Origin of the sequence: Actinophytocola xanthii, assembly GCF_001921205.1 — a bacterium.
In the GTDB taxonomy this organism is placed as follows: Bacteria; Actinomycetota; Actinomycetes; order Mycobacteriales; family Pseudonocardiaceae; genus Actinophytocola; species Actinophytocola xanthii.
The window spans coordinates 210,385-235,016 of the sequence record NZ_MSIE01000008.1 but is presented as its reverse complement, the minus strand read 5'-3'; the positions used below and the strand labels follow the sequence as shown (position 1 = coordinate 235,016).

At 71.6% G+C, this 24,632-nt stretch carries 27 protein-coding genes; 5 read left to right on the top strand and 22 right to left on the bottom strand.

Features of this window, described 5'->3' with window-relative positions:
• Positions 1-46: 46 nt before the first annotated feature.
• The 3 genes from BU204_RS07535 to BU204_RS07525 form a co-directional block, all read right to left on the bottom strand.
• On the bottom strand, positions 47-1,030 hold the full coding sequence (locus BU204_RS07535) for a zinc-binding dehydrogenase (RefSeq protein WP_075124812.1): 984 nt from the start codon (positions 1,028-1,030) through the stop codon (positions 47-49).
• A gap of 56 nt (positions 1,031-1,086) precedes the next feature.
• Positions 1,087-1,509 (bottom strand): MarR family winged helix-turn-helix transcriptional regulator, encoded by a 423-nt coding sequence (locus tag BU204_RS07530; RefSeq protein WP_075124811.1) that lies wholly within the window; start codon positions 1,507-1,509, stop codon positions 1,087-1,089.
• A gap of 101 nt (positions 1,510-1,610) precedes the next feature.
• The gene (locus tag BU204_RS07525; protein WP_075124810.1) at positions 1,611-2,300 is read right to left on the bottom strand and encodes a TetR/AcrR family transcriptional regulator; all 690 of its coding nucleotides are present in this window, start codon (positions 2,298-2,300) and stop codon (positions 1,611-1,613) included.
• 80 nt (positions 2,301-2,380) lie between these two features.
• On the opposite strand from BU204_RS07525, the gene BU204_RS07520 reads away from it, so the two are divergent.
• Entirely contained in the window at positions 2,381-2,929 is a 549-nt protein-coding gene (locus tag BU204_RS07520; RefSeq protein WP_075124809.1) for a hypothetical protein, read from the top strand.
• Between the two features lie 9 nt (positions 2,930-2,938).
• Here BU204_RS07520 and BU204_RS07515 read toward each other — a convergent pair whose 3' ends face one another.
• Positions 2,939-4,090: a GNAT family N-acetyltransferase gene (locus BU204_RS07515; protein WP_075124808.1), complete on the bottom strand. Its 1,152-nt coding sequence runs from the start codon at positions 4,088-4,090 to the stop codon at positions 2,939-2,941.
• A 145-nt stretch (positions 4,091-4,235) separates the two neighbouring features.
• Between BU204_RS07515 and BU204_RS07510 the strand changes: the two genes are divergently transcribed.
• The gene (locus tag BU204_RS07510; protein ID WP_075124807.1) at positions 4,236-4,787 is read left to right on the top strand and encodes a ferritin; all 552 of its coding nucleotides are present in this window, start codon (positions 4,236-4,238) and stop codon (positions 4,785-4,787) included.
• A gap of 89 nt (positions 4,788-4,876) precedes the next feature.
• Entirely contained in the window at positions 4,877-6,415 is a 1,539-nt protein-coding gene (locus tag BU204_RS07505; protein WP_075124806.1) for an alkaline phosphatase D family protein, read from the top strand.
• A 257-nt stretch (positions 6,416-6,672) separates the two neighbouring features.
• Here BU204_RS07505 and BU204_RS07500 read toward each other — a convergent pair whose 3' ends face one another.
• From BU204_RS07500 to BU204_RS07490, 3 genes are read right to left on the bottom strand one after another with little or no spacing between them, the layout of a single operon-like run.
• Complete coding sequence (locus BU204_RS07500) at positions 6,673-7,026, bottom strand: DUF952 domain-containing protein (protein ID WP_075124805.1); 354 nt, start codon at positions 7,024-7,026, stop codon at positions 6,673-6,675.
• A 4-nt stretch (positions 7,027-7,030) separates the two neighbouring features.
• Positions 7,031-7,972 carry a DUF5926 family protein gene (locus BU204_RS07495; RefSeq protein ID WP_075124804.1) on the bottom strand — a complete coding sequence of 314 codons (942 nt, stop codon included), beginning with the start codon at positions 7,970-7,972 and terminating at the stop codon, positions 7,031-7,033.
• Positions 7,973-7,983: 11 nt separating this feature from the next.
• Positions 7,984-8,787, bottom strand: a complete 804-nt coding sequence (locus tag BU204_RS07490) for a glycerophosphodiester phosphodiesterase family protein (protein WP_233159618.1) — start codon at positions 8,785-8,787, stop codon at positions 7,984-7,986.
• Between the two features lie 38 nt (positions 8,788-8,825).
• Here BU204_RS07490 and BU204_RS07485 point away from each other — a divergent pair, with 38 nt between their 5' ends.
• Positions 8,826-10,007: a cytochrome P450 gene (locus tag BU204_RS07485; protein WP_075124802.1), complete on the top strand. Its 1,182-nt coding sequence runs from the start codon at positions 8,826-8,828 to the stop codon at positions 10,005-10,007.
• Here the strand turns inward: BU204_RS07485 and BU204_RS07480 are convergent.
• From BU204_RS07480 to BU204_RS07465, 4 genes are read right to left on the bottom strand one after another with little or no spacing between them, the layout of a single operon-like run.
• Positions 10,004-10,894, bottom strand: coding sequence for a DUF4328 domain-containing protein (locus BU204_RS07480; protein WP_075124801.1), 891 nt, complete (start codon positions 10,892-10,894; stop codon positions 10,004-10,006). The two genes, BU204_RS07485 and BU204_RS07480, sit on opposite strands and share 4 nt — an antisense overlap.
• 1 nt (position 10,895) lies before the next feature.
• Entirely contained in the window at positions 10,896-11,237 is a 342-nt protein-coding gene (locus BU204_RS07475) for a rhodanese-like domain-containing protein (protein ID WP_075124800.1), read from the bottom strand.
• A 43-nt stretch (positions 11,238-11,280) separates the two neighbouring features.
• Entirely contained in the window at positions 11,281-12,108 is an 828-nt protein-coding gene (locus BU204_RS07470) for a hypothetical protein (RefSeq protein WP_075124799.1), read from the bottom strand.
• Entirely contained in the window at positions 12,108-12,602 is a 495-nt protein-coding gene (locus tag BU204_RS07465; RefSeq protein WP_075124798.1) for a SigE family RNA polymerase sigma factor, read from the bottom strand. Before BU204_RS07465 ends, BU204_RS07470 begins: the two co-directional genes overlap by 1 nt.
• A gap of 100 nt (positions 12,603-12,702) precedes the next feature.
• Here BU204_RS07465 and BU204_RS07460 point away from each other — a divergent pair, with 100 nt between their 5' ends.
• Entirely contained in the window at positions 12,703-12,981 is a 279-nt protein-coding gene (locus tag BU204_RS07460) for a hypothetical protein (RefSeq protein ID WP_143229345.1), read from the top strand.
• A gap of 53 nt (positions 12,982-13,034) precedes the next feature.
• Here BU204_RS07460 and BU204_RS07455 read toward each other — a convergent pair whose 3' ends face one another.
• The 11 genes from BU204_RS07455 to BU204_RS07405 form a co-directional block, all read right to left on the bottom strand.
• Positions 13,035-14,663: a solute symporter family protein gene (locus BU204_RS07455; RefSeq protein WP_075124796.1), complete on the bottom strand. Its 1,629-nt coding sequence runs from the start codon at positions 14,661-14,663 to the stop codon at positions 13,035-13,037.
• Between the two features lie 8 nt (positions 14,664-14,671).
• Positions 14,672-15,016 carry a DUF485 domain-containing protein gene (locus BU204_RS07450; protein ID WP_075124795.1) on the bottom strand — a complete coding sequence of 115 codons (345 nt, stop codon included), beginning with the start codon at positions 15,014-15,016 and terminating at the stop codon, positions 14,672-14,674.
• Positions 15,017-15,189: 173 nt separating this feature from the next.
• Positions 15,190-16,890, bottom strand: coding sequence for a sodium/solute symporter (locus BU204_RS07445; RefSeq protein WP_075124794.1), 1,701 nt, complete (start codon positions 16,888-16,890; stop codon positions 15,190-15,192).
• Positions 16,887-17,210 (bottom strand): hypothetical protein, encoded by a 324-nt coding sequence (locus tag BU204_RS07440; protein ID WP_075124851.1) that lies wholly within the window; start codon positions 17,208-17,210, stop codon positions 16,887-16,889. The genes BU204_RS07445 and BU204_RS07440 overlap by 4 nt, the downstream gene beginning before the upstream one ends.
• A gap of 28 nt (positions 17,211-17,238) precedes the next feature.
• Complete coding sequence (locus tag BU204_RS07435; protein ID WP_075124793.1) at positions 17,239-18,018, bottom strand: LytR/AlgR family response regulator transcription factor; 780 nt, start codon at positions 18,016-18,018, stop codon at positions 17,239-17,241.
• On the bottom strand, positions 18,015-19,106 hold the full coding sequence (locus BU204_RS07430; protein ID WP_075124792.1) for a sensor histidine kinase: 1,092 nt from the start codon (positions 19,104-19,106) through the stop codon (positions 18,015-18,017). The genes BU204_RS07435 and BU204_RS07430 overlap by 4 nt, the downstream gene beginning before the upstream one ends.
• A gap of 156 nt (positions 19,107-19,262) precedes the next feature.
• Positions 19,263-21,056, bottom strand: coding sequence for a sodium/solute symporter (locus BU204_RS07425; protein ID WP_075124791.1), 1,794 nt, complete (start codon positions 21,054-21,056; stop codon positions 19,263-19,265).
• A 29-nt stretch (positions 21,057-21,085) separates the two neighbouring features.
• Positions 21,086-21,508, bottom strand: a complete 423-nt coding sequence (locus tag BU204_RS07420; protein ID WP_075124790.1) for a DUF485 domain-containing protein — start codon at positions 21,506-21,508, stop codon at positions 21,086-21,088.
• A complete protein-coding gene (locus BU204_RS07415; protein WP_075124789.1) occupies positions 21,505-22,344 on the bottom strand; it encodes a LytR/AlgR family response regulator transcription factor in 840 nt (279 codons plus the stop codon). Before BU204_RS07415 ends, BU204_RS07420 begins: the two co-directional genes overlap by 4 nt.
• A 66-nt stretch (positions 22,345-22,410) precedes the next feature.
• Positions 22,411-23,283, bottom strand: a complete 873-nt coding sequence (locus BU204_RS07410; protein WP_075124788.1) for a S49 family peptidase — start codon at positions 23,281-23,283, stop codon at positions 22,411-22,413.
• 60 nt (positions 23,284-23,343) lie between these two features.
• A complete protein-coding gene (locus tag BU204_RS07405; RefSeq protein WP_075124850.1) occupies positions 23,344-24,630 on the bottom strand; it encodes a histidine kinase in 1,287 nt (428 codons plus the stop codon).
• Between the last annotated feature and the right edge of the window lie 2 nt (positions 24,631-24,632).

The window sequence follows — 24,632 nt, the reverse complement described above, 5'->3', positions numbered from 1 at the left end:
GGCGCGAAGACCGCGATCGAGGGCTGTGCGGACGTGCCCTAGGTGGTCACGGAACCAGGACCAGTTTGCCTTCGACCTCGCGGTTCTCCAGGCGGCGGTGGGCTTCGGCGGCCTGCTCCAGCGGCAGGGTGACGACCTCGGGCTTGATGGCGCCGGCTGCCAGTTGCTCGACCAGTGCCGCGATGTCGGCTCGGAACCCGGCGGGATCCTTGTCGACCGCGCGCGCCACGGTGTGCACGACCACACGGGGACCCGGCGTGAGCTTCGCCCGCAGGAGGGCGCCGACGGTGCGCGCCATGGCGCCGGCTTTGGAGTAGCCGACTCCGGTGGCGAAGCTGAACCCGTACGACACGACCACACCCGACGGTTTCGCGGCACGTCGGGAGCGCGCCAGCGAAGGGCCGCCCACCGGGTCGAACACGGCCGCGACCGGTACGGGCACCGCGGCCTGGTCCGCGACCCAGGTGGCGCCGCCTGCCTGGACCCGGCCGCGTCTGCCCGGGCTGGAGGTGCCGTAGACCTCGACCCCCGCCGCCGTGGCAATCTGGGACAACGCCGACCCCACTCCGCCGGCCGCCCCGAGCACCAGCACGGCCTCGCCGGGCGCCGGCCTGGCCACCCGGTGGAACATCTGCCAGGCCGTGAGGTAGTTGAGCATCAGCGCGTCGAGGTGTTCGGCGGGAGGTCCCTCGGGCAGCGGGGCGGTCCGCAGCGCCGGCGCAAGGACGTGTGTCGCGTAGCCGCCGGCGCCGATCAGGGCGCCGACGCGCTGGCCGACGGTGAACTCCGCGACGCCGGCGCCGACCCTCGCGACGTGCCCGACGACGTCGAACCCCTGGACCTCCGGGAGAGCCCCGGGAGTGAGACCCTGGCGGGTCGAGATGTCGTGGAACGCCACTCCCGCGGCCTCCGTGGTGATCAGGATCTGTCCGGGGCCCGGTTCCGGCACCGGCATGGCCTCCACCCGGAGCACCTCAGGACCTCCCGTGGAGGTCAGTCGTACCCGTCTCGCGCCTGCCGCTGTGGTCATGCCCGAACAATACATGAGGATCTCAAGGAAATGCTCAATGAGTTCTGGTCGTCTCGCTACAGGTGGGCGAGCGCCTTGGCGAGCAGGGACCGCAGGAGCAGCTGTTCGTCGTCGCCGAGGTGAGCGAAGGGGGAGTGCCTGGCGACGACGGCGAGAAGCTGCTCGCGCACATTCCGGCCTTCGGCGGTCAGCACCAGCGTCCGGACGCGCCCGTCCCGAGGATGTGGGCGCCGCTCGGCGAGTTGCCGTTCCTCCAGCTGCGCGCTGAGCAGACTGATGTTGGAGGGGTCGCACCGCATGAGGGCGGCCAGCTTGCGCAGCGGCTGCGGCTCGGCGTCCGGGTCGAGGATCCACAGCAGGTTCGCCGTCGGTCCGGTGAGCTCCAGCCGCTCCAAGCCGTCGTGCATCCGGCCAGTGACCTCTCCGGCCAGGGCCATCACCTGGTACAGCAACGAAGCCGCGAGCTCATCGACCGCCATGCACCGAGCTTAACTTGAGATACTCCTGGAGTAGTTTCACGAAGTGTGCCGATGCGGCTCGAGGTCGAGCTGGCCTGTGCGGGTGTCGTTGACTGGCTCGATCAGCTGGCGGCTGTCTCCTGGTCCGGCAGGCGCGCCTGGAGGCCGTCGAGCAGCGCGGCGAGGCCGAACTCGAACGTGCCGGCGAACACCGCGTTGACGTCGTCGGTCGGGGACGGAAGGCGAGCGCTCAGCCGGGGGTAGGACGCGGCGAGGTCGGTGGCCCGCGCCACGGCCTCGCCCAGCACCTGCTCGGCGTCGCCGCCGTCGCGCCGAAGCCGGCGGTTGAGCGCGACCGTGGCCGCCGGCCCGACCGCGTTGCCGAGCACGAACACGAACACCGCGCCCACCGCGCGGTCGGCCTGCTCGCCGACGAAACCCGCCCGCTCGTAGACGGCGAACAGGTGGTCGTCGTGCCGGGCCTTGCCCGGGCCGTAGACGAGGTGGGTGGCCAGCGCCTGGAGCAGCCACGGGTGTCTGGTCACCATCGCGTGCAGGTCGGTGGCCATCTCCGTCGCCGCGGCCCGCCAGTCGTTCGCCTCGAGGTCGGGCAGGCGAACCTCCCGCCAGAGCTCGTCGACTGCCAGGCGGACCAGGTTGTCCTTGTTCTCCACGTGCCAGTACACCGCCGTCGCGGCGCAGCCCAGCCGCTGACCGAGGCCGCGCATGGTCAACCCGTCCAGGCCGTCGGCGTCCAGCAGGTCGATCGCCGCGCGGACGATCTGGTCCGTGGTTAGGCCGTCCCTTGGCATGGGCAGAGCCTAGTTGCACTTAGTTCAAGTGATCTTCTAGGGTGACTTGCACTTAGTTCAATTCCTGTCGGGAGCCCGCCGTGCCCATCCCCGTCGTCCTCGCCGCGACGCTGCAACTGCTGCTGGCGGCGACCTTCGTCGTCCTGCCCGTCACCGTGCTCCGACGCGGGCCTGCCGCGCAGCGCGCCGCCGAGGCCGAGGTGCGTCGACAGGGCGCGCCGCCGGAGGCGCTCACCCGGTGCGGGATCGGTTTCATCGAGAAGGCCTGGGAGTTCGTCCTGGCGCTCGGCATCGCCGCGCTGTTGGCGACCCTGGCCGGGCTCAACCTCGCCGGCAGTGGGGCCGGGCGGCTACTGTCGTGGGTCGTCGAGCCGCTGGTGCTGGTCGCGGTGGGCCTGGTCTGCGCGGGTCAGGTGTTCGCCGCGCGCTACACCAGGGCCGCGTTCGCCAGGGCCGACGAGCCGGCCGTCCGCGCCCTGGACGCGTCGGCCGTCGTCGGCGCCGCGGCCGGCGCGTTGCCGTCCTGGGTCCGGCCGGTCGTCCTCCTGCGGTTCGGCCTCGTCGTCCTGGGGTCACCGCTGGTGATCGTGCTGCTCGCGCTGCCGGCGGCCGGGCGTCACTTCGCCTGAGGGCGGCGTTCAGGGCCGCCAGGCCGGGTTGAGCCGGTGGTAGACGGCCATGTCGTCGAACCCGGTGTCGCCGATCGTGAACGCCTCCGGCTCGGTGCCGATGTGGGTGAAGCCGGCGCGTTCGGCGGCGTGGCGGGAGGCCTTGTTGCTCGCCGCCGTGGTGAGGGAGATCCGGCGCTTGCCGAGGCCGTCCTCGGCGGGGGCGCGGAAGGCCCACTCGGTCACCGCGGCCAGGGCCTCGGTCAGGTAGCCGTGACCGCGGGCGTCCGGGTGGACCTGGTAGCCGGGCTTGGCCTCGGTGTCGTCCAGGCCGCCCAGGTCGAAGAGCTGGATGTGGCCGAGCAGGTGATCGGTCTCCCGGTCGGCGATGGCCCAGTCGTAGCGCTCGCCGCGGGCACCCGCCTCCCAGGCCCGTCCCAGCGCGGCCTCGCCCGAGCGCAGCTCGCGGACCCCGCGCACGCGACCGCCGAAGTAGCGGGAGCGCTCGTCGAGCATCATCTCGCCGAGCCGATCGGCGTCGGCGGCGACCAGGGGGCGCAGCCGCAGGCGCTCGGTGGTGAGCACCGGCGGGACGATCCACTCGTGCCTCGGCACGCGGGCGTCGGTGGCCCGCAGCGAGCCGACCCAGGCGTCCTTGCGCTCGCCGCGCTGCAGGAGCAGGCCGGGGACCATGCCGTCCATGCTGAAGCCGCTGGCCCAGGCCACTCGCCGGGACGCCCAGTTGCCCACCTCGGCGTACCAGGTGACCACGTCCAGGCCCAGGGTGCGGAACCCCCAGTCCACCAGCAGGATCACCGCCCGACGGCAGACGCCGCCGCCGCGTACGGCCGGGTGCAGGCCGAAGGCGATCTCGGCGACGCCGTCGCCGCGCGGACGAAGGCTCACCGAGCCACCGAAGGCGCGCCGCCCGTCGGGATGCGGGATCTCGACCGCGAAGCCGAACTCGGTGCCCTCGGTCCAGCCGGCGGGCACAACACTCGTCGTGTACGTCACGGCGTCCTGCCGACCGAACGGGACGGGCGCGGTGGTCCAGCGGATGCTCGCGGGATCGGTGCACTGCTCCACGATCTCGTCCACGTCGGAGAGCCGGTGGGCGCGGAGCACGATCTCGCCGTCGACGAGGGTCGGGACGTCCTCGGGGAAGACACGGGTGCCGGCCATCGCCCCATGGTCGACGGACGGCCGGTACCGCGCAACGCTGTTTGACGTTCAGCTTAGGAACGCCTTACCTGAATTGCATTTCCATAGGCTTGCCTAAATTGCACCGAAATGGCGTTCGGAACGATTCTCGCCTATTATCGGAGGCATGGCGAAGACGAGCAACCTCTCGAAGTTCCACAGCATGCTCCAGGAGCAGGTTCGGCACGAGTTCACCGCATCACAGCAGTACGTAGCCCTGGCCGTGTGGTTCGACGGCACCGATCTGCCTCAGCTCGCCAAACACTTCTATCGCCAGGCGCTCGAAGAGCGAAACCACGCGATGATGATTGTCCAGTATCTGCTCGACAACGACATCCCGCCGGTCATTCCCAGCGTGGACGCCGTTCGGAACAATTTCGACGAGGTGACCGAACTCGTCGAACTGGCCCTCGATCAGGAGCGGAAGGTCACCGAGGAGATCGTCAACCTGGCCAAGGTCGCCCGGGACGAGGGCGACTACCAGGGCGAGCAGTTCATGCAGTGGTTCCTCAAGGAGCAGGTCGAGGAGGTGGCCCAGATGACCACGCTGCTCAACGTGGTCCGGCGGGCGCAGGCGCAGGGCAACCTGTTCGACATCGAGAACTTCCTCGCCCGCGAGGCGGTGGGGGACGCCGGCAACGATCCGCTGGCCCCCCGCGCGGCCGGCGGCGCGTTGTAGGGCAACTGCCCGGTTGTCCGGCGAATCATTTGGTCCGCTGGACAACCGGTGTTATTCCAGCCGTCCCCGGATGGCACTAGAACAACGGCATGACCACTGATCGAAGCCTGACCCGGCGGACGTTGCTGCGCGCCGGGGGACTCGGCGCCGGCGCTGCGGCCGCCGCGCTCGCCCTGCCCGAGGTGGCGCTCGCGCGCACCTCCCGTCCCGTGCTCACCCACGGCGTGCAGACCGGCGACGTCACCACCGACGGCGCCCTCCTGTGGACGCGAGCCGACCGCCCGGCGCGGATGCTGGTCGAGGTCGCGCCGGACCCGACCTTCCGGCACGCCCGCCGGCTACGCGGCCCCGTGCTCACCCCGGCCACCGACGGCACCGGCCGGCTGCGCCTGGACCACCTCCCGCCCGGCCGGGAGGTGCACTACCGGGTGGTCGCCGAGGACCTGGACGGGCGCGGCCGCAGCGAGCCGCTGGTGGGCTCGTTCCGCACCGCACCGGTTGGCCGGGCCGGCGCACGCTTCACGTGGTCCGGGGACGTGGCGGGGCAGGGCTGGGGGATCAACCCCGACATGGGCGGGATGACCGCCTACCGGGCCATGCTGGCTCGTCGCCCGGACTTCTTCCTGCACAGCGGGGACACCGTGTACGCGGACAACCCGCTGGTCGAGTCGGTGACGCTGCCCGACGGGCGGGTCTGGCGCAACCTGGTCACGCCGGCGAAGACCAAGGTCGCCGAGACCCTGGACGAGTACCGGGGGCAGTTCGCCTACAACCTGCTCGACGAGAACGTGCGCGCGTTCGCCGCCCGTGTTCCCTCGGTCGTGCAGTGGGACGACCACGAGGTGGTCAACAACTGGTACCCGGGCGAGATCCTCGACCTGCCGCAGTACACCGAGAAGCGGGTCGACGTGCTGGCAGCGCGGGCCCTGCGGGCGTTCCACGAGTGGCAGCCGATCGACCGCCACCGCAGCGTCGACGGGCGGATCTACCGCGGCTTCCGCTACGGCCGTCACCTCGAGGTCTTCGTCCTGGACATGCGGTCCTACAAGGACGCGAACACCTCCCCCCGGGACCAGCCCGGAGTCGTGCTCGGCGCGCGGCAGGCCCGGTGGCTCGTCGATGGCCTGTCCCGCAGCACGGCGACGTGGAAGATCGTCGCCGCGGACCTGCCGATCGGGCTGACCGTCCCGGACGGGACCGCCATCGAGGGCGTCGCCAACGGCCTGCCCGGCGCCCCCGGGGGCCGGGAGCACGAGCTGGCCGGGGTGCTGCGCACGCTGGCGCGGCGACGGGTGCGCAACGTCGTGTGGGTGACCGCGGACGTGCACTACACCGCGGCCCACCACTACTCCCCCGACCGCGCGACCTTCGCCGACTTCGACCCGTTCTGGGAGTTCGTCTCGGGCCCACTGCACGCCGGGGCGTTCGGGCCGAACACGCTGGACCCGACGTTCGGCCCCGAGGCGGTGTTCGTGCACGCACCGCCGCGGGCGAACCTGTCGCCGCTGGAGGGCTTCCAGCACTTCGGCGAGATCGACATCGACGGCCCGACCGGCGAGCTGACCGTGCACCTGCGCGACGGCCGGGGCGAGGCGCTGTGGTCCCGCACGCTGGTCCCCTCGCGGTAGCGACTCAGCCGGTTCGGACCGCGGAGATGTCGAACTCGAGCGTGACCCGCCTCCGGCGTCCAGGACGACCTGGACGCCCGAGGCGGCGGGGGTGGCGGCATTTAGGTAGGCGGAATGTGGAGAGCGTGCGCGCGCATTTGATCGACCTGCTGACTCCTGAGCAGGTCCGCCAGCTCGGCGAGATCAGCGAGGTGCTGCTCGAGCACCTGACCGGCGGCACCGGCACCCAGCGCTAGAGGCCGACCCAGCCTGCGGTGCTATACCCGACCGGGTTCGACCAGGTCGGCCGGCAGGCGGAAGGTGCCGTCCGGGCCGGGTGGGAAGTCGTGGGCGGAGACCACGGCCTCCGGGTTGATCTCCCCGTAGACGTGGGGGAACCAGATGCCGGCTGGGTCGGGCGGGTCGCCCTCCTCCCACCGCAGCGGCGCGGTCAGCCGTGCCGGGTCGATGCGCAGCAGGGCCAGGTCGGTACGCCCGGCGAACAGCCGGTTCGCCGGGAGGTGCACGGTGCCGGGGTCGGAGCAGTGCACGAAGCCCTCGGTGTCCAGCGACGCCGGGCGGTAGGCCACGCCGGCCCGCCACTCGCCGCGCAGGCAGATGTGCAGGATCACCGGCTCACCGGATCGTGACCTGGCGGCCGATCAGGCCGTCCCGCGCGCGGCGCTCCTCGCTGGTGAGCGGCTCCGACTCGAGCGACTCCAGCGCCGCCTCCAGCCGGGTGCCGAGCTCCGCGGCCGGCTCGGTCCACTCGCGGGCGTGGGAGTCGTGGTCGAGATCCCACACCGGCACCAGCAGGCCGTGCGCCCGGAAGGAGCCGGCGTAGCGGGAGCCCTCGCCGAGGCCGAGCTCCCCGCGGGCGGACAGGCGAGCCAGCGCCAGCAGCAGCTTCTCCTCCGGCTCGGGACGCACCCAGCGCAGGTGGGCACGGTCGCCCGCGTCGACCCAGTACGCGGCGGGGCCGATCCGCTCGGTAGGCATGATCGCCTGGTTCGCCCGTTCCAGCGACAGGGCCACGTCCCCGGTCGGCTCCTCACCCTCGGGCATCCACCAGGAGAAGTCGGGGTGCAGCGTCGGCTCGACCGGGGCGGAGGTGTCCACCAGGTCCTGGAAGCGCTCACGCTCGGGCGACTCGTCGGTCTCCGGACCGACCACCGGGAGCACCGCTCCGGGCGACGCCTCCAGCGCCCAGCGCAACGCCCTGGCCATGTCGCGGCTGACGTCGCTCGAGCGGGTCTGCACCTGCAGGCCGATCAGCGCGGAGCCGTCCGCGCGGACCAGCGCCGCCGAGGCCATGGGCAGCACGGTGGCCAGCGTGATCTCCCGCTCGGCAGGTTCGGCCAGCGCGAGCGGCGCGGTGGCCGACGGCACGAACTCCCGCAGCGCGATCAGCTCGCACTCACCGGCGAGGCCCTCCAGGGGCCGCGCGACCGGCAGCTCGACCGGACCGCCGGAGACCCCGTGACAGGCCTTGTACCGCTTGCCCGAGCCGCACGGGCAGGGCTGGCGCGGGTTGATCCCGTCGGTGGCGCGCTGTTTCACCGAGCTTCGCTTGGCCATGGCCGAAGACGCTACCGGGTCAACAGCTCGCGGGTGCCGGCCGGGGAGTTGGTGGCAACCCAGGCCACTCCGAGGCGCCGGCACAGTTCCACGTCCGTGGGATCGTCAACGGTCCAGGTGTAGGTGAGGTGGCCGAACGCCGCGGCACGGTCGACGTAGTCCGGGTCCGCGCGCAGCAGGTGGATGCCCGGGCCGGTGTAGTCGGCGGCCTCGGGCAGCGTGCCGTCCCAGCGAAGCGGGTTCAGCTGGTCGAGCAGCAGCACGGTCGGCAACGTCGCGGAGTGCCGGCGCAGGCGGCGCACCGCCATCGCGGAGAACGACATCATCACCACCCGCGACTCCTCCTTCGACCGCGGGTTGGCCATGCCGTAGCGGCGCAGCAGCGCGACGAGCTTCGCCTCCACCAGGCCGCCGTAGCGGACCGGGTGCTTGGTCTCGACGAACAGCCGGGTACGCGGTGAGTCCGCGACGAGGTCGAGCAGGGACTCCAGCGTGAGCAGTCCCCGGTCCCCACGCTCGGGGGTCGCGCCGGCGTGCCGCATCGGGTCACCCGGATGCTCGGACAGTGCCGGCCGCGCTCGGCTGTAGTCCAGCTGGGACAGGTGGGCGAGGGTGAGTGTGGACACGGCGCCGCGACCGGTGGACGTGCGATCGACCGTGCGGTCGTGCACGCACACGAGGTGGCCGTCCCTGGTGAGCCGGACGTCGCACTCGAGTCCGTCCGCTCCCTGCTCGATCGCCAGTGCGTAGGCGCCAACCGTGTGCTCCGCCCGATGTGCGGAGGCCCCCCGATGTGCGACGACTGCGGGCTGCACGGCCCGGATCATCGCACATACCGGCTACCGTCGCCGGTGTGTTCGACACCCGTGACCCGGAATTCCTGGCCGACCCGTATCCGCATTTCACTGCCCTGCGTGAGCAGGGCGAGGTGCACTTCCACCCCGGTCTCGGCCTGGCCGTCGCGGTGTCCCACGCCGCCTGCTCGGCCGTGCTGCGCGACCGCTCCGCTGGTCGCCTGTGGACCGACGCGACACCGGCGGCGGACTTCGAGGCGTTCAACCTGCTGCACCGGAACTCGCTGCTGGAGAGCGAGCCGCCCCGGCACACCCGGTTGCGCCGGCTGATCTCCTCGGCCTTCGCGCGGGGCCACGTCGCACGGCTGTCGCCCTGGGTGTCGGCACTTGCCTCCTCGCTGGTGGACTCCCTGGCCGAGGCGATCGCCGCGGACGGCTCGGCGGACCTGCTCACCCACCTCGCGGCGCCGCTGCCGGTGGAGGTGATCGCCGAGCTGCTCGGCGTTCCCGCGGCGGACCGGCCACTGCTCCAGCCCTGGTCCAACGCCATCGTCAAGATGTACGAGTACGACCTGGCGCCCCCGCTCGCGACGGCCGCGGAGACGGCGGCCGCCGAGTTCGTGGCCTACCTGCGCGAGCTCGCCGAGCAGCGGGCGGCGACACCCGGCGAGGACCTGGTCAGCGACCTGGTGGCGGTGCGCGACGGCTCGGAGCGGCTGACCTCCGACGAGCTGGTCGGCACGGCCGTGCTGCTGCTGATGGCCGGGCACGAGGCGACCGTGAACGTGATCGGCAACGGGATCCACGCCCTGCTCACCCACCGGGACCAGTGGGAGCGGCTGGTCGCCTCGCGCGACCTGCTGCCCACTGCGGTGGAGGAGCTCATCCGGTTCGACTCGCCGCTACAGCTGTTCGAGCGGACCGCGACCGAGGACCTGACCGTGGCCGGCTACCGGGTACGGGCCGGGGAGAAGGTCGCCGCGCTGCTCGGCGCGGCGGCCAGGGACCCGCTGGTGTTCGACGCGCCGGACCGGCTCGATGTCGGGCGCTCGCCCAACCCGCACCTGGGCTTCGGTGCCGGGATCCACTACTGCGTCGGCGCGCCGCTGGCGCGGGTGGAGGTGTCGGCGGCGCTGTCCGCCCTGGTGACCCGGTTGCCGGGGCTGCGGCCGGCCGGCCGGGCGCGGCGGCGCGGCGAGTTCGTCATCCGCGGCTTCGAGACCCTGCCGGTGACGGTCTAACGGGTCGAGGGCACCGAGCGCACGCGGCGCAGCTCCGGGTCCGGAGCGCCGGAGACGCGCACGACCCGCAGGAGGCGGAGCCGGTGTGGGTCGACCGGCGCGAGCAGCGCGGTCAGGCGGCGGACGGTCAACGCGGTCAGCACGGCCACGGCGGCCGCGGCGAGGTCGGTCGCGGCGGAGAGCAGGACGCCATCGGCCTGGGCCTGGACACCGTCACGGAAGCGCCAGGCGACCGTGAGGCCGAAGAGCACGCCGCCGAGCGCCCACGCCCCCCACCAGACCGCCGTGGCGCGCGTCGGACGGGGCCGCTCGGCCGGCGACCGCAGCAGCACCTGGTGCTCCAGCTCGGTGAGCACGACCCCGGCCATCGCCAGGTTCAACCCCGGCACCAGCAGGTAGACCAGTACCTGCCAGCTGGGACGCGGCAGGCCCTGCCCCGCCCCCTCGGCGGCGACGCGGCGGGCGAGCAGCAGCCACCAGACCGTGAGCACCGCGGCCAGCATGGCGAAGGCCACGGCCAGCACGGCGGCGACGGTCACCACCGCGTCGGAGGTGGCGACCAGCCGCTCGGAGAGCGCACCGCCGCGGCTGCGCAGCAGCAGGACGTACCGCCAGACCTCGCCCCCGGCGGCGAGCAACGCCAGCGCGGCCACCGCCGCGGTCATGGCAACCGCGTGCCCGGCCACCGAGCGCACCCGGTCCACGGTGACCGGGGGCTGCTCGTGGGAGCCGGTGCCCGGGACTGCGGTCGGCCAGCGCCAGGCCAGCGCCGGGAAGCCCCAGCGCGGGGTCGAACCGTAGGACGGCGGCCCGAGGTAGGGCAGCCGCCGCCGCGGGCGGCGCTGACGCGCACCTCCCGGAACGGTCGCCACCCACCGGTGGTTCATCTCAGATGACCTGCGGTTCGACGCCGGTGTCGCTGGTCAGCGGGCGGCCCGCCGCCTGCCAGGACTGCATGCCGCCGTCGACGTTCCTGGCGTCCCACCCGTTGGCGTTGAGGTACTCGGTCACCCGGGCGGAGCGGCCGCCGGAGCGGCAGATGACCAGGACGTCGCGGTCCTCGGGCAGCTCGCCGAGCCGGCCGGCGAGCTCGCTCATCGGGATGTGCAGCGCGTCGGGTGCGTGGCCGGCGTCCCACTCGTCCTGCTCGCGCACGTCGAGCAGGGTGGTGTCGGCCGGGAGGTCGGTCGGCAGCTCGGGCACGGTCACGGTGGGAACCTGCGATGGCATCACGCGTCGATGCTGCCACGGCGCCGCGTACGGCGCCCGTGAGCTACAACCCGGCCTGGCCGAGCTCGTAGCCGATCTCGACGAGCTGCGGAAACGAGAGGTCGGCGGCGTTGTCGATCGTGACCCGCTCGCCCGTCTCCTCGGACGGCGTCGAGATCCCGGACAAGGTCTGCACGAGGAGAAGACGACCACCCGGCACGAAGACCATCAGGTGCGCGGCGATGTTCTTCCCGTCCCACGGCGCGTCGATCAGCATCACGGTCCCGTCCTCGAGAACCGTTTGGTAGTGCGGAAGGCACCGCACGGATGCGAGCTGGGCGTTGACCGCCTCGATCGGGCTGCCGCGGAAGGTGCTCACGAACAGCTCGAGGACGACCGGCCCGGCCTCGGTCGACACGCGGCCGGTCAGGCGACCGCCGACTTCACCGGTGTGTTTGTTGACCTCGGGCCAGGTGCCGGCCAGGGACTCGTAGCTGCCCCCGGTGGCGGTGGCGACCGCGTCGTCGAGCGTCGCCTCGACGTCCTCCCGCGGCGGCAGCGCCAGCTCCACGCCGGGCGGCGCCGTGGCGGTGAAGTCACACTGCTCCGTCGCCGCAGCGAGCTTCTTCCACCCGGACAACACGAGCGGCGGCGGCGCCGCACGGGACGCGCCGGTGTCCTGCCCATCCGGGGCGGTGAGCAGGGACGAGCCCATGGCGATCCCGGCGACCACGGCGACCACCCCGGCGGCCAGCCCTGCCACGGCGCCGGCCCGGCGGGCACGCACCCGGCGGCGCCCGAGCCGGATCACCTGGTCGACGCTGGTGGTGGCAGGCGGACCCGGGGCATCGGCGATGACCCGCAAGGCGTCGGCGGCTTCGTCGTCGTTCATCAGGTGCTCCTTGTCGATATCGCCTCGAGTTGCACGCGAAGAGTGGCGAGGCCACGAGCGCTCTGGCTCTTGACCGTGCCGGGCGAGAGGCCCAGGGTCTCGGCCACCTGCTCCACGGAGAGGTCGGCCACGAAGCGGAGGACGAGCACGGCCCGCTGCCCCGGCGGGACAGTCATCAGGGCGGCCTGCATCGCCAACCGCTCGTGGGAGCTGTGGTCGGGCGGCACGGCCTGCTCGGGTAGTTCGGCGACGGACTGCTCACGCGCCGCACCGCGGCGACGGCCGTCGAGGAACACCCTGGTCAGAACCGTCCGCAGGTAGGCGTCGACGGTCTCGAGCCGCACCTTCGACCAGCGGGCGTACACCCGGACGAACGACTGCTGGGCGATCTCCTCGGCGTCACTCCAGTTCCCCGACAGGGCGAACGCGATCCGTCGCGCCCACCCGAACCGCGCCGCGAAGTACTCGGCGAACTCCTCGTCGCGCGTCGTCACCCGGCCACCTCCTGTTTCTCGCCCCTTCTACGCGGACCCGCCGACGACGGTTGCACGCCGCTTGACCTCGTCCGCGGTGCAGCGTGAAGAGTTCGGTGGCATGGACGGGGACGAGGACAGGGCGGGTGTGGAGCGCGCTGTCGCCGGGGCGCGGGATGCGTTCAACGCCAGCGACAACGGGCAGTTCGCCCGGTACGAGGTGACCGGGGTGTGGTTTCCGGAGCCGGAGCTCGCGTTCGCGCACGTGGCCGTGGACGCGGCCACCGCGGACGGGGAGCCGCTCGAGATCGACCACTCGATGCGGTCGGTGTTCGTGCTGGGCAGGACGGGTGTCGGATGGGAGGTTCTGGCCCGGGAGGACAGGATCGTGGCGAAATAGGGTGGCCCCCGACTCTGGGGGCGGAGTCGGGGGCCACAGTGGGGGTTGGTCGTTTAGTGGGCAACCGCCTTCTCGGCGTGGGCGCCGGTCAGCGAGCGGACCTCCATCTCGGCGTACTTCGCGTCGTTGCGCTCCTTGGAGAAGATGGTTCCGAGGTAACCGAGCAGGAAGGCCGCGGGGATCGAGACCAGGCCCGGGTTGTCCAGCGGGAACCAGTGGAAGTCGACGTCCTGCAGCATCGACGGGCTCTTGCCGGTCTTCGGGTTCACCGGCTTCCCGGAGACCGCGGGCGAGAAGACGATCAGCACGAGGCAGATCGTCAGACCGCCGTAGATGCTCCAGAGGGCGCCGCTGGTGTTGAACCGCTTCCAGAACAGCGAGTAGATGATCGTCGGCAGGTTGGCCGACGCCGCCACCGCGAACGCCAGGGCGACCAGGAACGCGATGTTCTGGCCGTTCGCCACGATGCCGCCGAGGATCGCCACCGCGCCGATGACCAGCGCCGTGATCCGGGCGACCCGCACCTCCTGGGCCTTGTCGTCGACCGTGCCGCGCTTGATCACGTTCGCGTAGATGTCGTGCGCGAACGAGGCCGACGCGGTGATCGTCAGCCCGGCGACGACCGCGAGGATCGTGGCGAACGCGACCGCGGCGATGATGCCGAGCAGCACCGTTCCGCCCAGCGCGTAGGCCAGCAGCGGTGCCGCCGAGTTCTGCCCACCCGGTGCCGCGGCGATCGTGTCCGCGCCGACCAGCGCGCCGGCGCCGTAGCCGAGGACCAGGGTGAACAGGTAGAAGATGCCGATCAGCCAGATCGCCCAGACCACCGACTTGCGGGCCTCCTTGGCCGTGGGCACCGTGTAGAACCGCATCAGGATGTGCGGCAGGCCGGCCGTGCCGAGGACCAGGGCGAGCGCCAGCGAGACGAAGTCGAGCTTGCTGGTGCCGGTCAGGCCGTACTGGCCGCCGGGGTTGAGCAGTCGCTCGCCGCCCTCGCCGACCTTGGCCACGGCGTTGCCGAGCAGGCTGGACAGGTTGAACCCGAACTTGCCGAGCACCCACAGGGTCATCACCCCGGCACCCACGATCAGCAGCGCCGCCTTGATGATCTGCACCCAGGTCGTGCCGCGCATGCCGCCGATGATCACGTAAACGATCATGATCGCGCCGACGACCGCGATCACCAGGGCCTGACCGGTCTTGTTCTCGATGCCCAGCAGCAGGGCGACGAGGCCACCGGCACCGGCCATCTGGGCCAGCAGGTAGAAGAACGAGACCACCAGCGTCGAGGTGGCCGCGGCCGCGCGAACCGGGCGCTGGCGCATCCGGAAGGCCAGGACGTCGCCCATCGTGTACTTGCCGGTGTTGCGCAACAGCTCGGCGACCAGCAGCAGGGCGATCAGCCAGGCCACCAGGAAGCCGATCGAGTAGAGGAAGCCGTCGTAGCCGTTCAGCGCGATCGCGCCGGCGATGCCGAGGAACGACGCGGCCGAGAGGTAGTCACCGGAGATCGCGATGCCGTTCTGCGCCCCCGTGAACGAATGGCCGGCCGCGTAGTAGTCGACGGCGGTCTTCGAGGAACGGCTGGCGCGGAACACGATCACCAGCGTGATCACCACGAAGAGGCCGAAGATGCCCATGTTCAGCCACGGGTTGCTGCCCTCGACGCCGCCCTGGGCCATGGGGATACTCACTGCCGGCCTCCCTCGATGTCCTCACGGATCTTCTCCGCGACCGGGTCGAGCTTCCGGTTGGCGTGGCGCACGTACAGGCTCGTGATGAGGAACGTGGACACGAACTGCAGCAGCCCGAAGATCAGGCCGACGTTGATGTTGCCGACGACCTTGGTCGACATGAAGTCGTGCGCGTAGTCGGACAGCAGCACATAGAGCAGGTACCAGGCGAGGAATGCGGCGGTCATCGGGAAGACGAAGCCGCGGAGCCGCTTGCGTAACTGCGTGAACTCTGCGCTTTCCTGGATGGTTGCCCAATCGGGACCCGACGTCGGCGTCGTGTCCTGGTCGGTGCTACTCACAGTGCCTCCTGTGGGCTGTGGAGCAAAAACGTGCACACGACCCTAGGAAGTACGTGGAGTGAGTTGAATCATCCTCGGATCAACCGCAGGCAGCCACGACGAACGGTCGACGAACGGTGGGTTGGCCGGGTCGAGTGGCCCAGGTCACGTTCTGGTCAACGAGTCGACGGTGGTCAGCCACGCAGGGCGCGTAGGCGGGCGGCCGGCGTCTCGACCCGGTCCTCGTTGAGGTGCAGGCGGAGCATGGCCGTGCGGGACCAGGACGGCGGGCGGCCACGCAGCGAGACGACGATCATCGTCGCGAACGCCAGGGGGACCGACCAGGGGGCTGGCTGGGCGACCAGGATCGCCGGCCAGCCGGAGACCGGCACCCCGAGGAGCGTGCACACGATCGCCCCGGACGACGCGAACAGGCCCACCAGCACGCCGGACATCGCGCCGGCCACGGTCAGCCGGGACCACCAGATGCCCAGCACCAGCAGCGGGCAGAACGTCGACGCGGCAACGGTGAAGCCCCAGGTGACCAGGACCCCGGCGTCCAGCCGGATCGCCGAGAGGGCCAGCAGGACCACCACCGCGGACACGGCCAGCACCGTGACCCGCAGACGTCCCAACCCACCCGGCAACAGGTCGTGGGAGATCGCGCCGGAGACCACGAGGACCAGCCCCAGCGACGTGGCCAGGAACGCGGCGAACGCGCCGCCGGTCAGCAATGCGGTGAACGTCGCGCCGGGCCAGCCCGTGTCGACCTGGGCGGGCAGCGCGACGACGGCCGTGTCCGTCGCACCCGACAGGTACAGCTGCGGCACGAGGACCCGGCCGAGCACGCCGTAGATCCCGGGGAACAGGTAGAACACGCTCAGCAACCCGACGGTGATGGCCGCGGTGCGCCGGGCAGCCCGGCCGTCGGGGCTGGTGTGGAAGCGCATGATCACGTGTGGCAGGCCCATCGTGCCCAGCGCCAGCGCGACGACGAGCGCCCACGTCGACAGCAGCGGGTGGCCGGCATCGGCCAGGTCGAGCAGCGGACGCTCCCACTCGTCACCGCCGGGCCTCGCCTCGCCGGACACGTCGGGTACGGCGGCCCCCTCGGGGAAGACCACCGCCGTACCGGCGGGAACCTCCCAGTGCCCGGTGCGGACCTGGGTCTCGCGGCCCACCCGCACCGGCGTCGGCTCGGTGAACTCCAGCGCCGTGCCGACCCGGAAGACCACCCTGGTGTCCCGGTGGAACTCGGTGAACTCGACCGGGTGCACGGCCTCGTGCCGCACCGCCGGGCCGACCTGGACCAGCAGCCAGATCGCCGGAACGATGAACAGCACCAGCTTGAGCACGAACTGGAACGCCTGCACGTAGGTCGCCGCGCGCATCCCGCCCAGTGCCAACGTGATCGCCACGCCGGTGCCGGCGATCACCACGCCCACCCAGTACGGCGTCTCGCTGACCACGCTGAGCACCAGCCCCGCCGTCCGGAACTGCGGCACCAGGTACAGCCCGCCGATCACCAGGATGACCACGGCCGTGGTCCGCCGCAACGCCGGCGAGGCGAGCCGGGCCTCGGCGAAGTCGGGCACGGTCAACGCGCCCGAGCGGCGCATCGGGGCGGCCACCAGCACCAGCATCGCGATGTACCCCGCGGTGAAGCCCACCGGATACCAGAGCGAACCGATGCCGTCCTTGACCACGAGCCCGGCCACGCCGAGGAAGCTCGCCGCCGAGAGGTACTCCCCCGCGACCGCCGCCGAGTTGAGCAGCGGCGAGACCTGGCGCGAGGCGACCAGGAAGTCGGAGGTGCTGCGCATCGCGGCCACCCCACGCAACCCGATCAGCAACGTGACCAGCACGACCGGGGCCACCGCGAAGGCGATGATCACTCGAGGTCCTCGGCGTCCTCGGCCCGCCGCAGGTGCCAGGCGGCCAGCGCGGTCAGCGCGGGATAGGGCAACAGGGCGAGCGCGAGCCACGAGACCGGGACCCCGAGCACCCGCAGCTCGTCCAGTCCCGGGAACAGCGCGAACACCAGCGGCAGACCGAGAATCCCGACGAACAGCACGACCAGCGGCGCGACGGCCAGCGTCCGCTGCCGGCGGTAGAGCTCGGCGGCCCGTTCCGCACCGACCGGGTCGAGCTTGGGCACCCGCCACCGACCACGGAGGCGCCGCCGGGAGTGGGCGAGGCGGGTCTGCGGGCTCATCACCGCGACGCGCTTGTGGCCCGGCACCTCAGCTCCGCCAGTCCAGCTGGCCGCGTTTGGCCGCGGCCAGCAGGCGGTCCCGCAGTTCTCTGGCGTGCCGACGGCTCACCGGCACGTCGCCCAGCTCGGTGTGGGCCAGCAGCCCGCCGACCGAGTCGCTGCGCAGCTCCCGCACCGCGTCCAGCGAGACCAGGAAGCTCCGGTGCACGCGGAGGAAACCCGCCGGCTCCCAGTACTCCTCCAGCCGCGAGATCGGCATCCGCACCACGTGTACGCCGGACATCGCATGCAGCCGCACGTAGTCCCCGTGTGCCTCGACGAACCGGACCTCGCCGCGCCGGACGTAGCGGGTGCGGCCGGCCTGCTCCACGGGGAGCGCGGCCATGGCGTCCGGGGTCGGCGGCGAGGGGGGCTCGGCGGGTCCGGCCGCCGCGGCGGTCGGCCGCATCCGCGTGATCCTGGCGAGCGCGTCCGACAGGCGTTCCGCGCGGACCGGCTTGAGCAGGTAGTCCACCGCCCCCACGCCGAAGGCCGCCACCGCGTGCTGTTCGTAGGCAGTGACGAACACGATCGCCGGCGGTTCGCTGAGCTTGGCCAACAGCGCGGCCAGCTCCAGGCCGTCCAGTCCGGGCATCGAGATGTCCAGGAACACCGCGTCGAACCGGCCGTTCTGGATCATGCGCAGGGCCGAGATCGGGTCGCCCGCGCCCACCACCTCGTCGACCTCGGGTGCGGCGCGCAGCAGGCGGCAGAGGTCGTCGAGTGCCGGCGGGACGTCGTCCACCGCCAGCACGGCGAAACCGCTCATCCCGGCATCACCCCGGGCTGGAAGCGGGGGATCCGCACCACGACACGTGTGCCCGCGCCCGGTGCGGTCTCCACGACCAGGCCGTACCAGGACCCGTAGACGTGCCGCAGCCGCCGGTCCACGTTCGCCAGCCCGACGCTGTCGCCGCCGCCTCGGCCGGCGAGGATCTCCTCGGCCAGCCGCGGGTCCATCCCGAGACCGTCGTCCTCGACGCTGATCACACAGTCGTTGCCCTCGGCCTCACCCCGCACCAGCACGTGCCCGGTGCCCGGCCGCGGCTCGATGCCGTGCCGGATCGCGTTCTCCACCAGCGGTTGCAGCACCAGGTACGGCACGGCCACCGCCAGCACCTCGGGCGCGACCCTGACCTGCACGGCCAACCGCTCGCCGAGCACGGCGCGCTGCAGCGCGAGGTAGGTCTCGATCGCGTGAAACTCGTCGGCGACCGTCGTGTACTCGCCGTGCCGGGCCAGGCTGTAGCGGATGTAGTCGGCGAAGTCGATCATCAGGTCGCGGGAACGGTCCGGCTCGGAGCTGACCAGCGACGAGATCACGGTGAGCGCGTTGTAGACGAAGTGCGGCGAGATCTCCGCCCGCAGTGCGCGCAGCTCGGCCTGCGCCGCCTGCTCGGCCGACGCCTCGAGCCGCCCGCGCTCCAGCGCGAGCACGATCCAGGCGGCGGCCTCGCGCACGGCCGAGCGCCGGGCGTTGCCGAACACCACCAGTACGCCGGCGAGCTCGTGGTGGACCAGCAGCGGCAGCGCGAGCAGCGGCGGGCGTCCGGCCTTGGTCTCGGTGTGGAGTACCTGCTCCACCAGGGCGTCGGCGGCCGCGGCGCCCTCGGCCGGCGGGGGCGCCGGCGCCCACACCGGACGCCCGGACAGGTCGGCGAGACCGACGCAGTCGACCTCCAGCAGCCGGCGCACCCCACGTGCCGCGGTACGGGCACCGGAGCCGCCGAGGCCCTCCCGCAGCTCGTCGGCGATGCCGCGAGCCGCGTTGAGCACCGACACCGGGTCGGGCCGCGGCCGACGCCGCCGGGACCTGGCCGGCGCGGGATCAGGCGCTCGTTCGGCGGACACCGCCATCAGCGCTCCCATCATCGGCGGCCGGGGCTGGGGTAGATGGTAATCCCACCCACCTCACGCCGAGCACTGTTCAAAAGCTCGGCCGACCTCCGTCAAGGACATCCCTCACCTCGGCAAAGCACGGGTCGTCGGCCTGTTTCGAACAGTGCTCGTATCTCACCTGCGGTGGCGGCCGTCGGTCATCCGCGCGCGCTCCTCGGGAGTGCCGAACCGGGCCACCGCGCGGTCCCGGACGAAACCCAACCCGTCCGGCGCGTGCATCCGCAGCCGGATCTGCGCCAGATCGGCCGGCATCCTGGCCGGCGTCGCCTTGCTCACCACGATGACCGTCAGGAACGCGATCGGCACCGTGATCAGCGCCGGCTGACCGAGGATCGCGGGCGCCCAGCGCCCGGTGAAGTCGCTGATCGTGTTGAGCACCAGCGAGGCCAGCACCAGGCCACCGCCGACGACCATGCCTACGGCGGCGCCCACCCAGGTCAGCTTGCGCCACCACACCCCGAGCAACAGCACCGGGCAGAACGTCGAGGCCGCCAGGGCGAAGGACATCCCGACCGACAGCGAGATGTCCGAGGGACGCAGCACGATCGCCAGCGCCAGCGGCGCGCCGCCCGCGATCGCCGTCGCGAACCGGAAGTCCCGGACCCGCCCGCGCAGCACGTCGGTCGAGAGCACCCCCGACACGCTCACGACGAGCCCGGAGGAGGTGGACAGGAACGCGGCGAAGGCACCGGCGGTCAGCACCGCCCCGAGGATCTCGCCCAGCAGGCCGGGCGCGATCCTGGTCGGCAGCTTGAGCACGGCGGCGTCGGTCGACCCGGTCACCAGCAGCTCCGGCACGTACAGCCGGGACAGCGCGCCGAGCAGGATCGGGAACAGGTAGAACAGGCCGAGCAACATCAACACGTGCAGGGTCGTGCGGCGCGCGGCCCGGCCGTCGGGGTTGGTGTAGAAGCGGACCAGGACGTGCGGCAGGCCCATCGTGCCCAGGAACAGCGCCAGCATCAGCGAGTACGTGGTGACCAGGTCGCTGCCCGAGGTGCTGGGGGCCAGCCAGAGGTCGTTCGTGATCGGTGCGCCGACCACGACCGGCACCGCCGAGCCCTCGTAGAAGTGCAGCTCGGTACCGACGTCGACCTCGTAGGGGCTGCCGAGGGGGGTCCAGTAGGCCGAGCCGGAGACCTTGTCCCCGTCCACCACGCCGTTGGCGACCAGGTTCACCGTGTCCTCGACCTCGAGCAGCACGGGGGTCTCGATCCGCAGCGTGGTGTGCTCGGTGAACACGGGCGGCAGCGGCTCGGACAGGCCCGTGACGTGGCCGCCGCGCAGCCCACCGCCGCCGATGAACAGCATGCACAGCACCAACGTCGGCGCGGCGATCGCGAACAGCTTGAGCCAGTACTGGAAGGCCTGCACGAGCGTGATCGCGCGCATCCCACCGCCGAACACGTTCACGATCACCACGACCGTGACGACCAGCGAGCCGACCCAGGTCGGGATCGGCAGGATGTTGGACACCGCGAGGCCCGCCGCCTGCAGCTGCGGGACCACGTAGAGGATCCCGATGAACACGACGAACGCCGCGGCGAGCCCGCGCAGCGCCCTGGACCCGAGCCTGGCCTCGCAGAAGTCGGGCAGCGTGTACGCGCCGGAACGGCGCAGCGGTGCGGCCACGAACAGCATCAGCGCCAGGTAGCCAGCGGTGAAGCCGACCGGGTACCACAGCGCGTCGGCGCCGTCCTTGAGCACGAGGCCGGCGACCCCGAGGAACGACGCCGCGGACAGGTACTCCCCGGACACCGCGGCGGCGTTGCGGCGCGAGCGCACGGTCCGCCGGGCGACCAGGAAGTCCTGGGTGGTGCTGGCCGTGCGCGAGGAGCGGTAGCCCAGGTAGAACGTCGCCACGGTGACGAGCGAGATCCCGGCAAGCGCCCAGATCCTTGCGTCCACCGAGGGATGTCCCTACCGAAGTGAGTTGGCTACTTCTCCACCATCGCGACGAAGTCCTGCTCCTGCCGCTCGGCCCTCGAGTTGTACCAGTAGGCCATCCCGAACAACAACGGGAACGGCACGAGGCCGATCAGCAACCAGGGCAGGCCCACCCCGGCGAACGTCACCTCGGCCAGATCGGGCACGTAGAAGAACAGGGCCGGCATCGCGGCCAGGAGCAGTACGGTGATCACCCACAGGCGCACGGCCGTCCGCAGCTGGGTGCGGATCAGCTGGCTGACCAGCTCCTCGCCGTAGCTGGTCTGTTCCTCCAGCTCGACGACCGTGCGCAGGACGGTGACCGGGGCGCGGGAGTCGGCGAGCACGACGCGCTTGCGACGCGGCTTCGTCGGCGGGTCCGGAAAACCGCCGCCACGCTCCCGGTCCGCGGGCTCACCGGGTTGCCTGCTCATACTCCGCCGCGCCGGGTGATGCGGTCCTTCAGCTCACGGGTGTGCCGCCGGCTCACCGGGAGCTTGCGCTCCTCCTCGCCGATGACCACGTGGTAGCCGTTGCCGCCCAGCTGGAGCTCGGTGATCAGGTTGATCGGCACGAGGTAGGAGCGGTGGATGCGGACGAAGCCGGCCTTCTCCCAGCGCTCCTCGAGCTGGGCCAGCGGGATGCGCACCAGGTGTGAGCCCTCGGCGGTGAACAGGCGGGCGTAGTCGCCCTGCGCCTCCACCCAGCGCACCGACGAACGCGGGATCAGCTTGGTGTTGCCGGCCAGCTCGACCGGGATGACCTCGTCGTCGTTGGGGTCTGGCCCGACCGGGGCGGTGGTGGTCTCGCCGACGAGGCCGTCCCCGCGCAGCTTGGAGATCACCCGCTGGATCGCGCGGTCCATCCGGGTCTGGTCGCACGGCTTGGGGATGAAGTCCACGGCGCCGAGGTCGAACGCCTCGACCGCGTCGTTGCCCTCACCGTGCCCGGTGATGAACACCAGCACCGGTGACGGCTTGAAGCCGGCCAGGACCTTCGCCATCTCCATCCCGGTCAGGCCGGGCATCTTGAGGTCGGAGAACACGGCGTCGACGATCGGCCGGCCGGCGTTGCGACGCGCGCTCAGCTCCGGGTCGTCGCCGGCGAGGTGGCGCAGGGCCTCGGTCGCGTCGAACGCGGTGATGACCCGCCGCACGGAGCGATTGGCTTCCAGGCGCTCCGTCAGGAGGTCCATGCCGTCCTTCTCGTCGTCGACGGCGAGGACGACGAGACCAGGGGTGCTCGATGAGGTACTCACGGTGAGGTGCATCTTGCCGATCGCGGGATGGAAATGTCCATGGCCAGCCGACGCCTTACCCCGGCTGGGTGAGGCGCTTCACAGGCCGAACCGCGACCAGGTCGCCCGCACCTCGACCGCCTCCACCGCCGCCAGCAGCCGGTCCGCCGGCGCGAGCAGGCCTCCGGTCGGTCCGCCGAGCCCGAGCCGGGCCAGCAGCGGCCGCTTCGGCTCGGCCACGGTCACCTCGGCGTCCGGGTACCGCTTCGCGATGACCTCGCGGATGTTGCCCAGCCCGTCGACGAGACCGAGCTCGAGGGCACGGGCGCCGGTCCACACCTCGCCGCTGAACACGTCCCCGTCCTCGCGCAGCCGGTCGCCGCGGCGCCCGCGGACCCAGCCGGTGAACTGCTCGTGCAGCTGGTCCTGGAGACCGCGCAGCCACTGGACGTCCTCGTCCTTCTCCGGGCGGAACGGGTCGAGCCGGACCTTGTTCGCCCCGGCGGTGTACACGCGTCGCTCGACGCCTACCCGCTCGAGCAGGCCGTTCAGCCCGAAACCGGCGGTGACCACCCCGATCGAGCCGACCAGCGAGGAGCTGTGCGCGTAGATCTCGTCAGCGGCGCAGGCGAGCCAGTAGCCACCCGAGGCGACCACGTCCTCACAGAACGCGATGACCGGCACCTCCTTGCGCTCGGCCAACTCCCGGATCCGCTCGGCGACCAGCGCGGACTGGGTCGGGGCACCGCCAGGGGAGTTCACCGCGAGCGCGACGGCTTTCAGCCGCTCGTGGTCGAACGCCCTGGTCAGGGCCGACTCGACGGTGTTGATGTTGATCGTGCCGCGCGCCAGCGGGGAGGGCGTCGGCGTGATGACCCCGTGCAGCTTGACCACGGCGACCACGGGTTTGCCGCTGCCGCTCCGCTCGCCGAGCTTGGGCAGACGCTGAGCCAGCTTCTCGGTGACGCTCATGGGTCAACCGTATCCCGTTCCGAAGTGGAGGTCGGGGTCAACCGCGAACGCGCCTGCCGCTCAACGGGACTGGGAGACCTGCGAGGGCAGGTCGGGCGCCGGCGAGTCCTGCTGCTCGTCCTCGGACACGCCGAACTTGGGCAGGTCCGGGCGCACGCCGGGGAAGAACTTCGGCACCCGCAGGATGACCTTCATGCCCGCGCCCGGAGCGGTCTCGGCCATCAGCGCGTACTCGTCGCCGAACACCGAGCGCATGCGCTGGTTGATGTTGCCGATGCCCACGTGGGAGCCGGTCTTGTGGGCGTCACGCAGGTCGGCGAACAGGCGGTCGGCGTCCATGCCGACCCCGTCGTCCTCCACGCTGATCAGCGCCTCGTTCCCGTTGTCCTGGGCGACGACGGTGATGGTGCCGCCGCCCGGCTTGGGCGACAGGCCGTGCTGGACGGCGTTCTCCACCAGTGGCTGGAGCACCAGGAACGGGACGACGACCGACAGGACCTCGGGCGCGATCTTGATCCGGACGTTGAGCCGGTCGGCGTAGCGCTGGGACTGGATGGTCAGGTAGCGGTCGATGTTGCGCAGCTCCTCGGCCAGCGTGGTGAACTGCCCCGAGGTGCGGAAGGAGTACCGGGTGAAGTCCGCGAACTCCTGTAAGAGGTCCCGCGCTCGCTCCGGGTCGGTCCGGATCAGCGAGGAGATCGAGTTCAACGCGTTGTACAGGAAGTGCGGCGAGATCTGTGCACGCAGCATCCGCACCTCGGCCTTGGCCAGGGCCTGCTTGGACTCGTCGAGCTTGGCGAGCTCGAGCTGGATGCTGACGAACTTCGCCACCTCGTCGGCGGCGCGGATCAGCCGCTTGGAGTTGACCCCGCCGACCACGATCAGCGTGCCCTCGACCTGCCCGTCCGGGATCAGCGGCACGATCACCGCCGTGCGCATCGGGCAGCGGCTGCGCTGGTCACAGGAGAGGTTGGTGTGGTGGATGTGGGCCCGCTGGCCGTTGCGCACCGCGAGGTCGATGGCGCCGGTGAGGTCCTCGTAGTGCTCGTTGGCGCCGCCGTCCCAGGACAGCAGGGTGCCCGAGGCGTCGGTGATGCCGATCGCCACGCACTTGAGCATCTCCACCAGGTGCTTCGCTGCCTGGTCCGCGGCCTCCTCGGTGAGGCCGCTGCGCATCGCCGGTGCGGCCTTGGACAGGCGCTGCACGGCGTCGAGCACCGCGTCGTCGACGGACCCCTCGGACTTGCGACGGCGGACCAGCAACGCGAACAAGCCGCCGACCAGCGCCACGAGGATCAGCAGGCCCGTCGCGGCGTGGTCGGTCACCAGATCGGTCACGGCGTCAATGC

Excerpts from the sequence above, each read along its gene's own strand:
- BU204_RS07535 (WP_075124812.1), bottom strand. The coding sequence starts at position 1,030 with ATGACCACAGCGGCAGGCGCGAGACGGGTACGACTGACCTCCACGGGA.
- BU204_RS07530 (WP_075124811.1), bottom strand. The coding sequence starts at position 1,509 with ATGGCGGTCGATGAGCTCGCGGCTTCGTTGCTGTACCAGGTGATGGCC.
- BU204_RS07525 (WP_075124810.1), bottom strand. The coding sequence starts at position 2,300 with ATGCCAAGGGACGGCCTAACCACGGACCAGATCGTCCGCGCGGCGATC.
- BU204_RS07515 (WP_075124808.1), bottom strand. The coding sequence starts at position 4,090 with ATGGCCGGCACCCGTGTCTTCCCCGAGGACGTCCCGACCCTCGTCGAC.
- BU204_RS07510 (WP_075124807.1), top strand. The coding sequence starts at position 4,236 with ATGGCGAAGACGAGCAACCTCTCGAAGTTCCACAGCATGCTCCAGGAG.
- BU204_RS07505 (WP_075124806.1), top strand. The coding sequence starts at position 4,877 with ATGACCACTGATCGAAGCCTGACCCGGCGGACGTTGCTGCGCGCCGGG.
- BU204_RS07495 (WP_075124804.1), bottom strand. The coding sequence starts at position 7,972 with ATGGCCAAGCGAAGCTCGGTGAAACAGCGCGCCACCGACGGGATCAAC.
- BU204_RS07480 (WP_075124801.1), bottom strand. The coding sequence starts at position 10,894 with ATGAACCACCGGTGGGTGGCGACCGTTCCGGGAGGTGCGCGTCAGCGC.
- BU204_RS07475 (WP_075124800.1), bottom strand. The coding sequence starts at position 11,237 with ATGCCATCGCAGGTTCCCACCGTGACCGTGCCCGAGCTGCCGACCGAC.
- BU204_RS07470 (WP_075124799.1), bottom strand. The coding sequence starts at position 12,108 with ATGAACGACGACGAAGCCGCCGACGCCTTGCGGGTCATCGCCGATGCC.
- BU204_RS07460 (WP_143229345.1), top strand. The coding sequence starts at position 12,703 with ATGGACGGGGACGAGGACAGGGCGGGTGTGGAGCGCGCTGTCGCCGGG.
- BU204_RS07455 (WP_075124796.1), bottom strand. The coding sequence starts at position 14,663 with ATGGCCCAGGGCGGCGTCGAGGGCAGCAACCCGTGGCTGAACATGGGC.
- BU204_RS07440 (WP_075124851.1), bottom strand. The coding sequence starts at position 17,210 with ATGAGCCCGCAGACCCGCCTCGCCCACTCCCGGCGGCGCCTCCGTGGT.
- BU204_RS07435 (WP_075124793.1), bottom strand. The coding sequence starts at position 18,018 with ATGAGCGGTTTCGCCGTGCTGGCGGTGGACGACGTCCCGCCGGCACTC.
- BU204_RS07430 (WP_075124792.1), bottom strand. The coding sequence starts at position 19,106 with ATGGCGGTGTCCGCCGAACGAGCGCCTGATCCCGCGCCGGCCAGGTCC.
- BU204_RS07420 (WP_075124790.1), bottom strand. The coding sequence starts at position 21,508 with ATGAGCAGGCAACCCGGTGAGCCCGCGGACCGGGAGCGTGGCGGCGGT.
- BU204_RS07415 (WP_075124789.1), bottom strand. The coding sequence starts at position 22,344 with ATGCACCTCACCGTGAGTACCTCATCGAGCACCCCTGGTCTCGTCGTC.
- BU204_RS07410 (WP_075124788.1), bottom strand. The coding sequence starts at position 23,283 with ATGAGCGTCACCGAGAAGCTGGCTCAGCGTCTGCCCAAGCTCGGCGAG.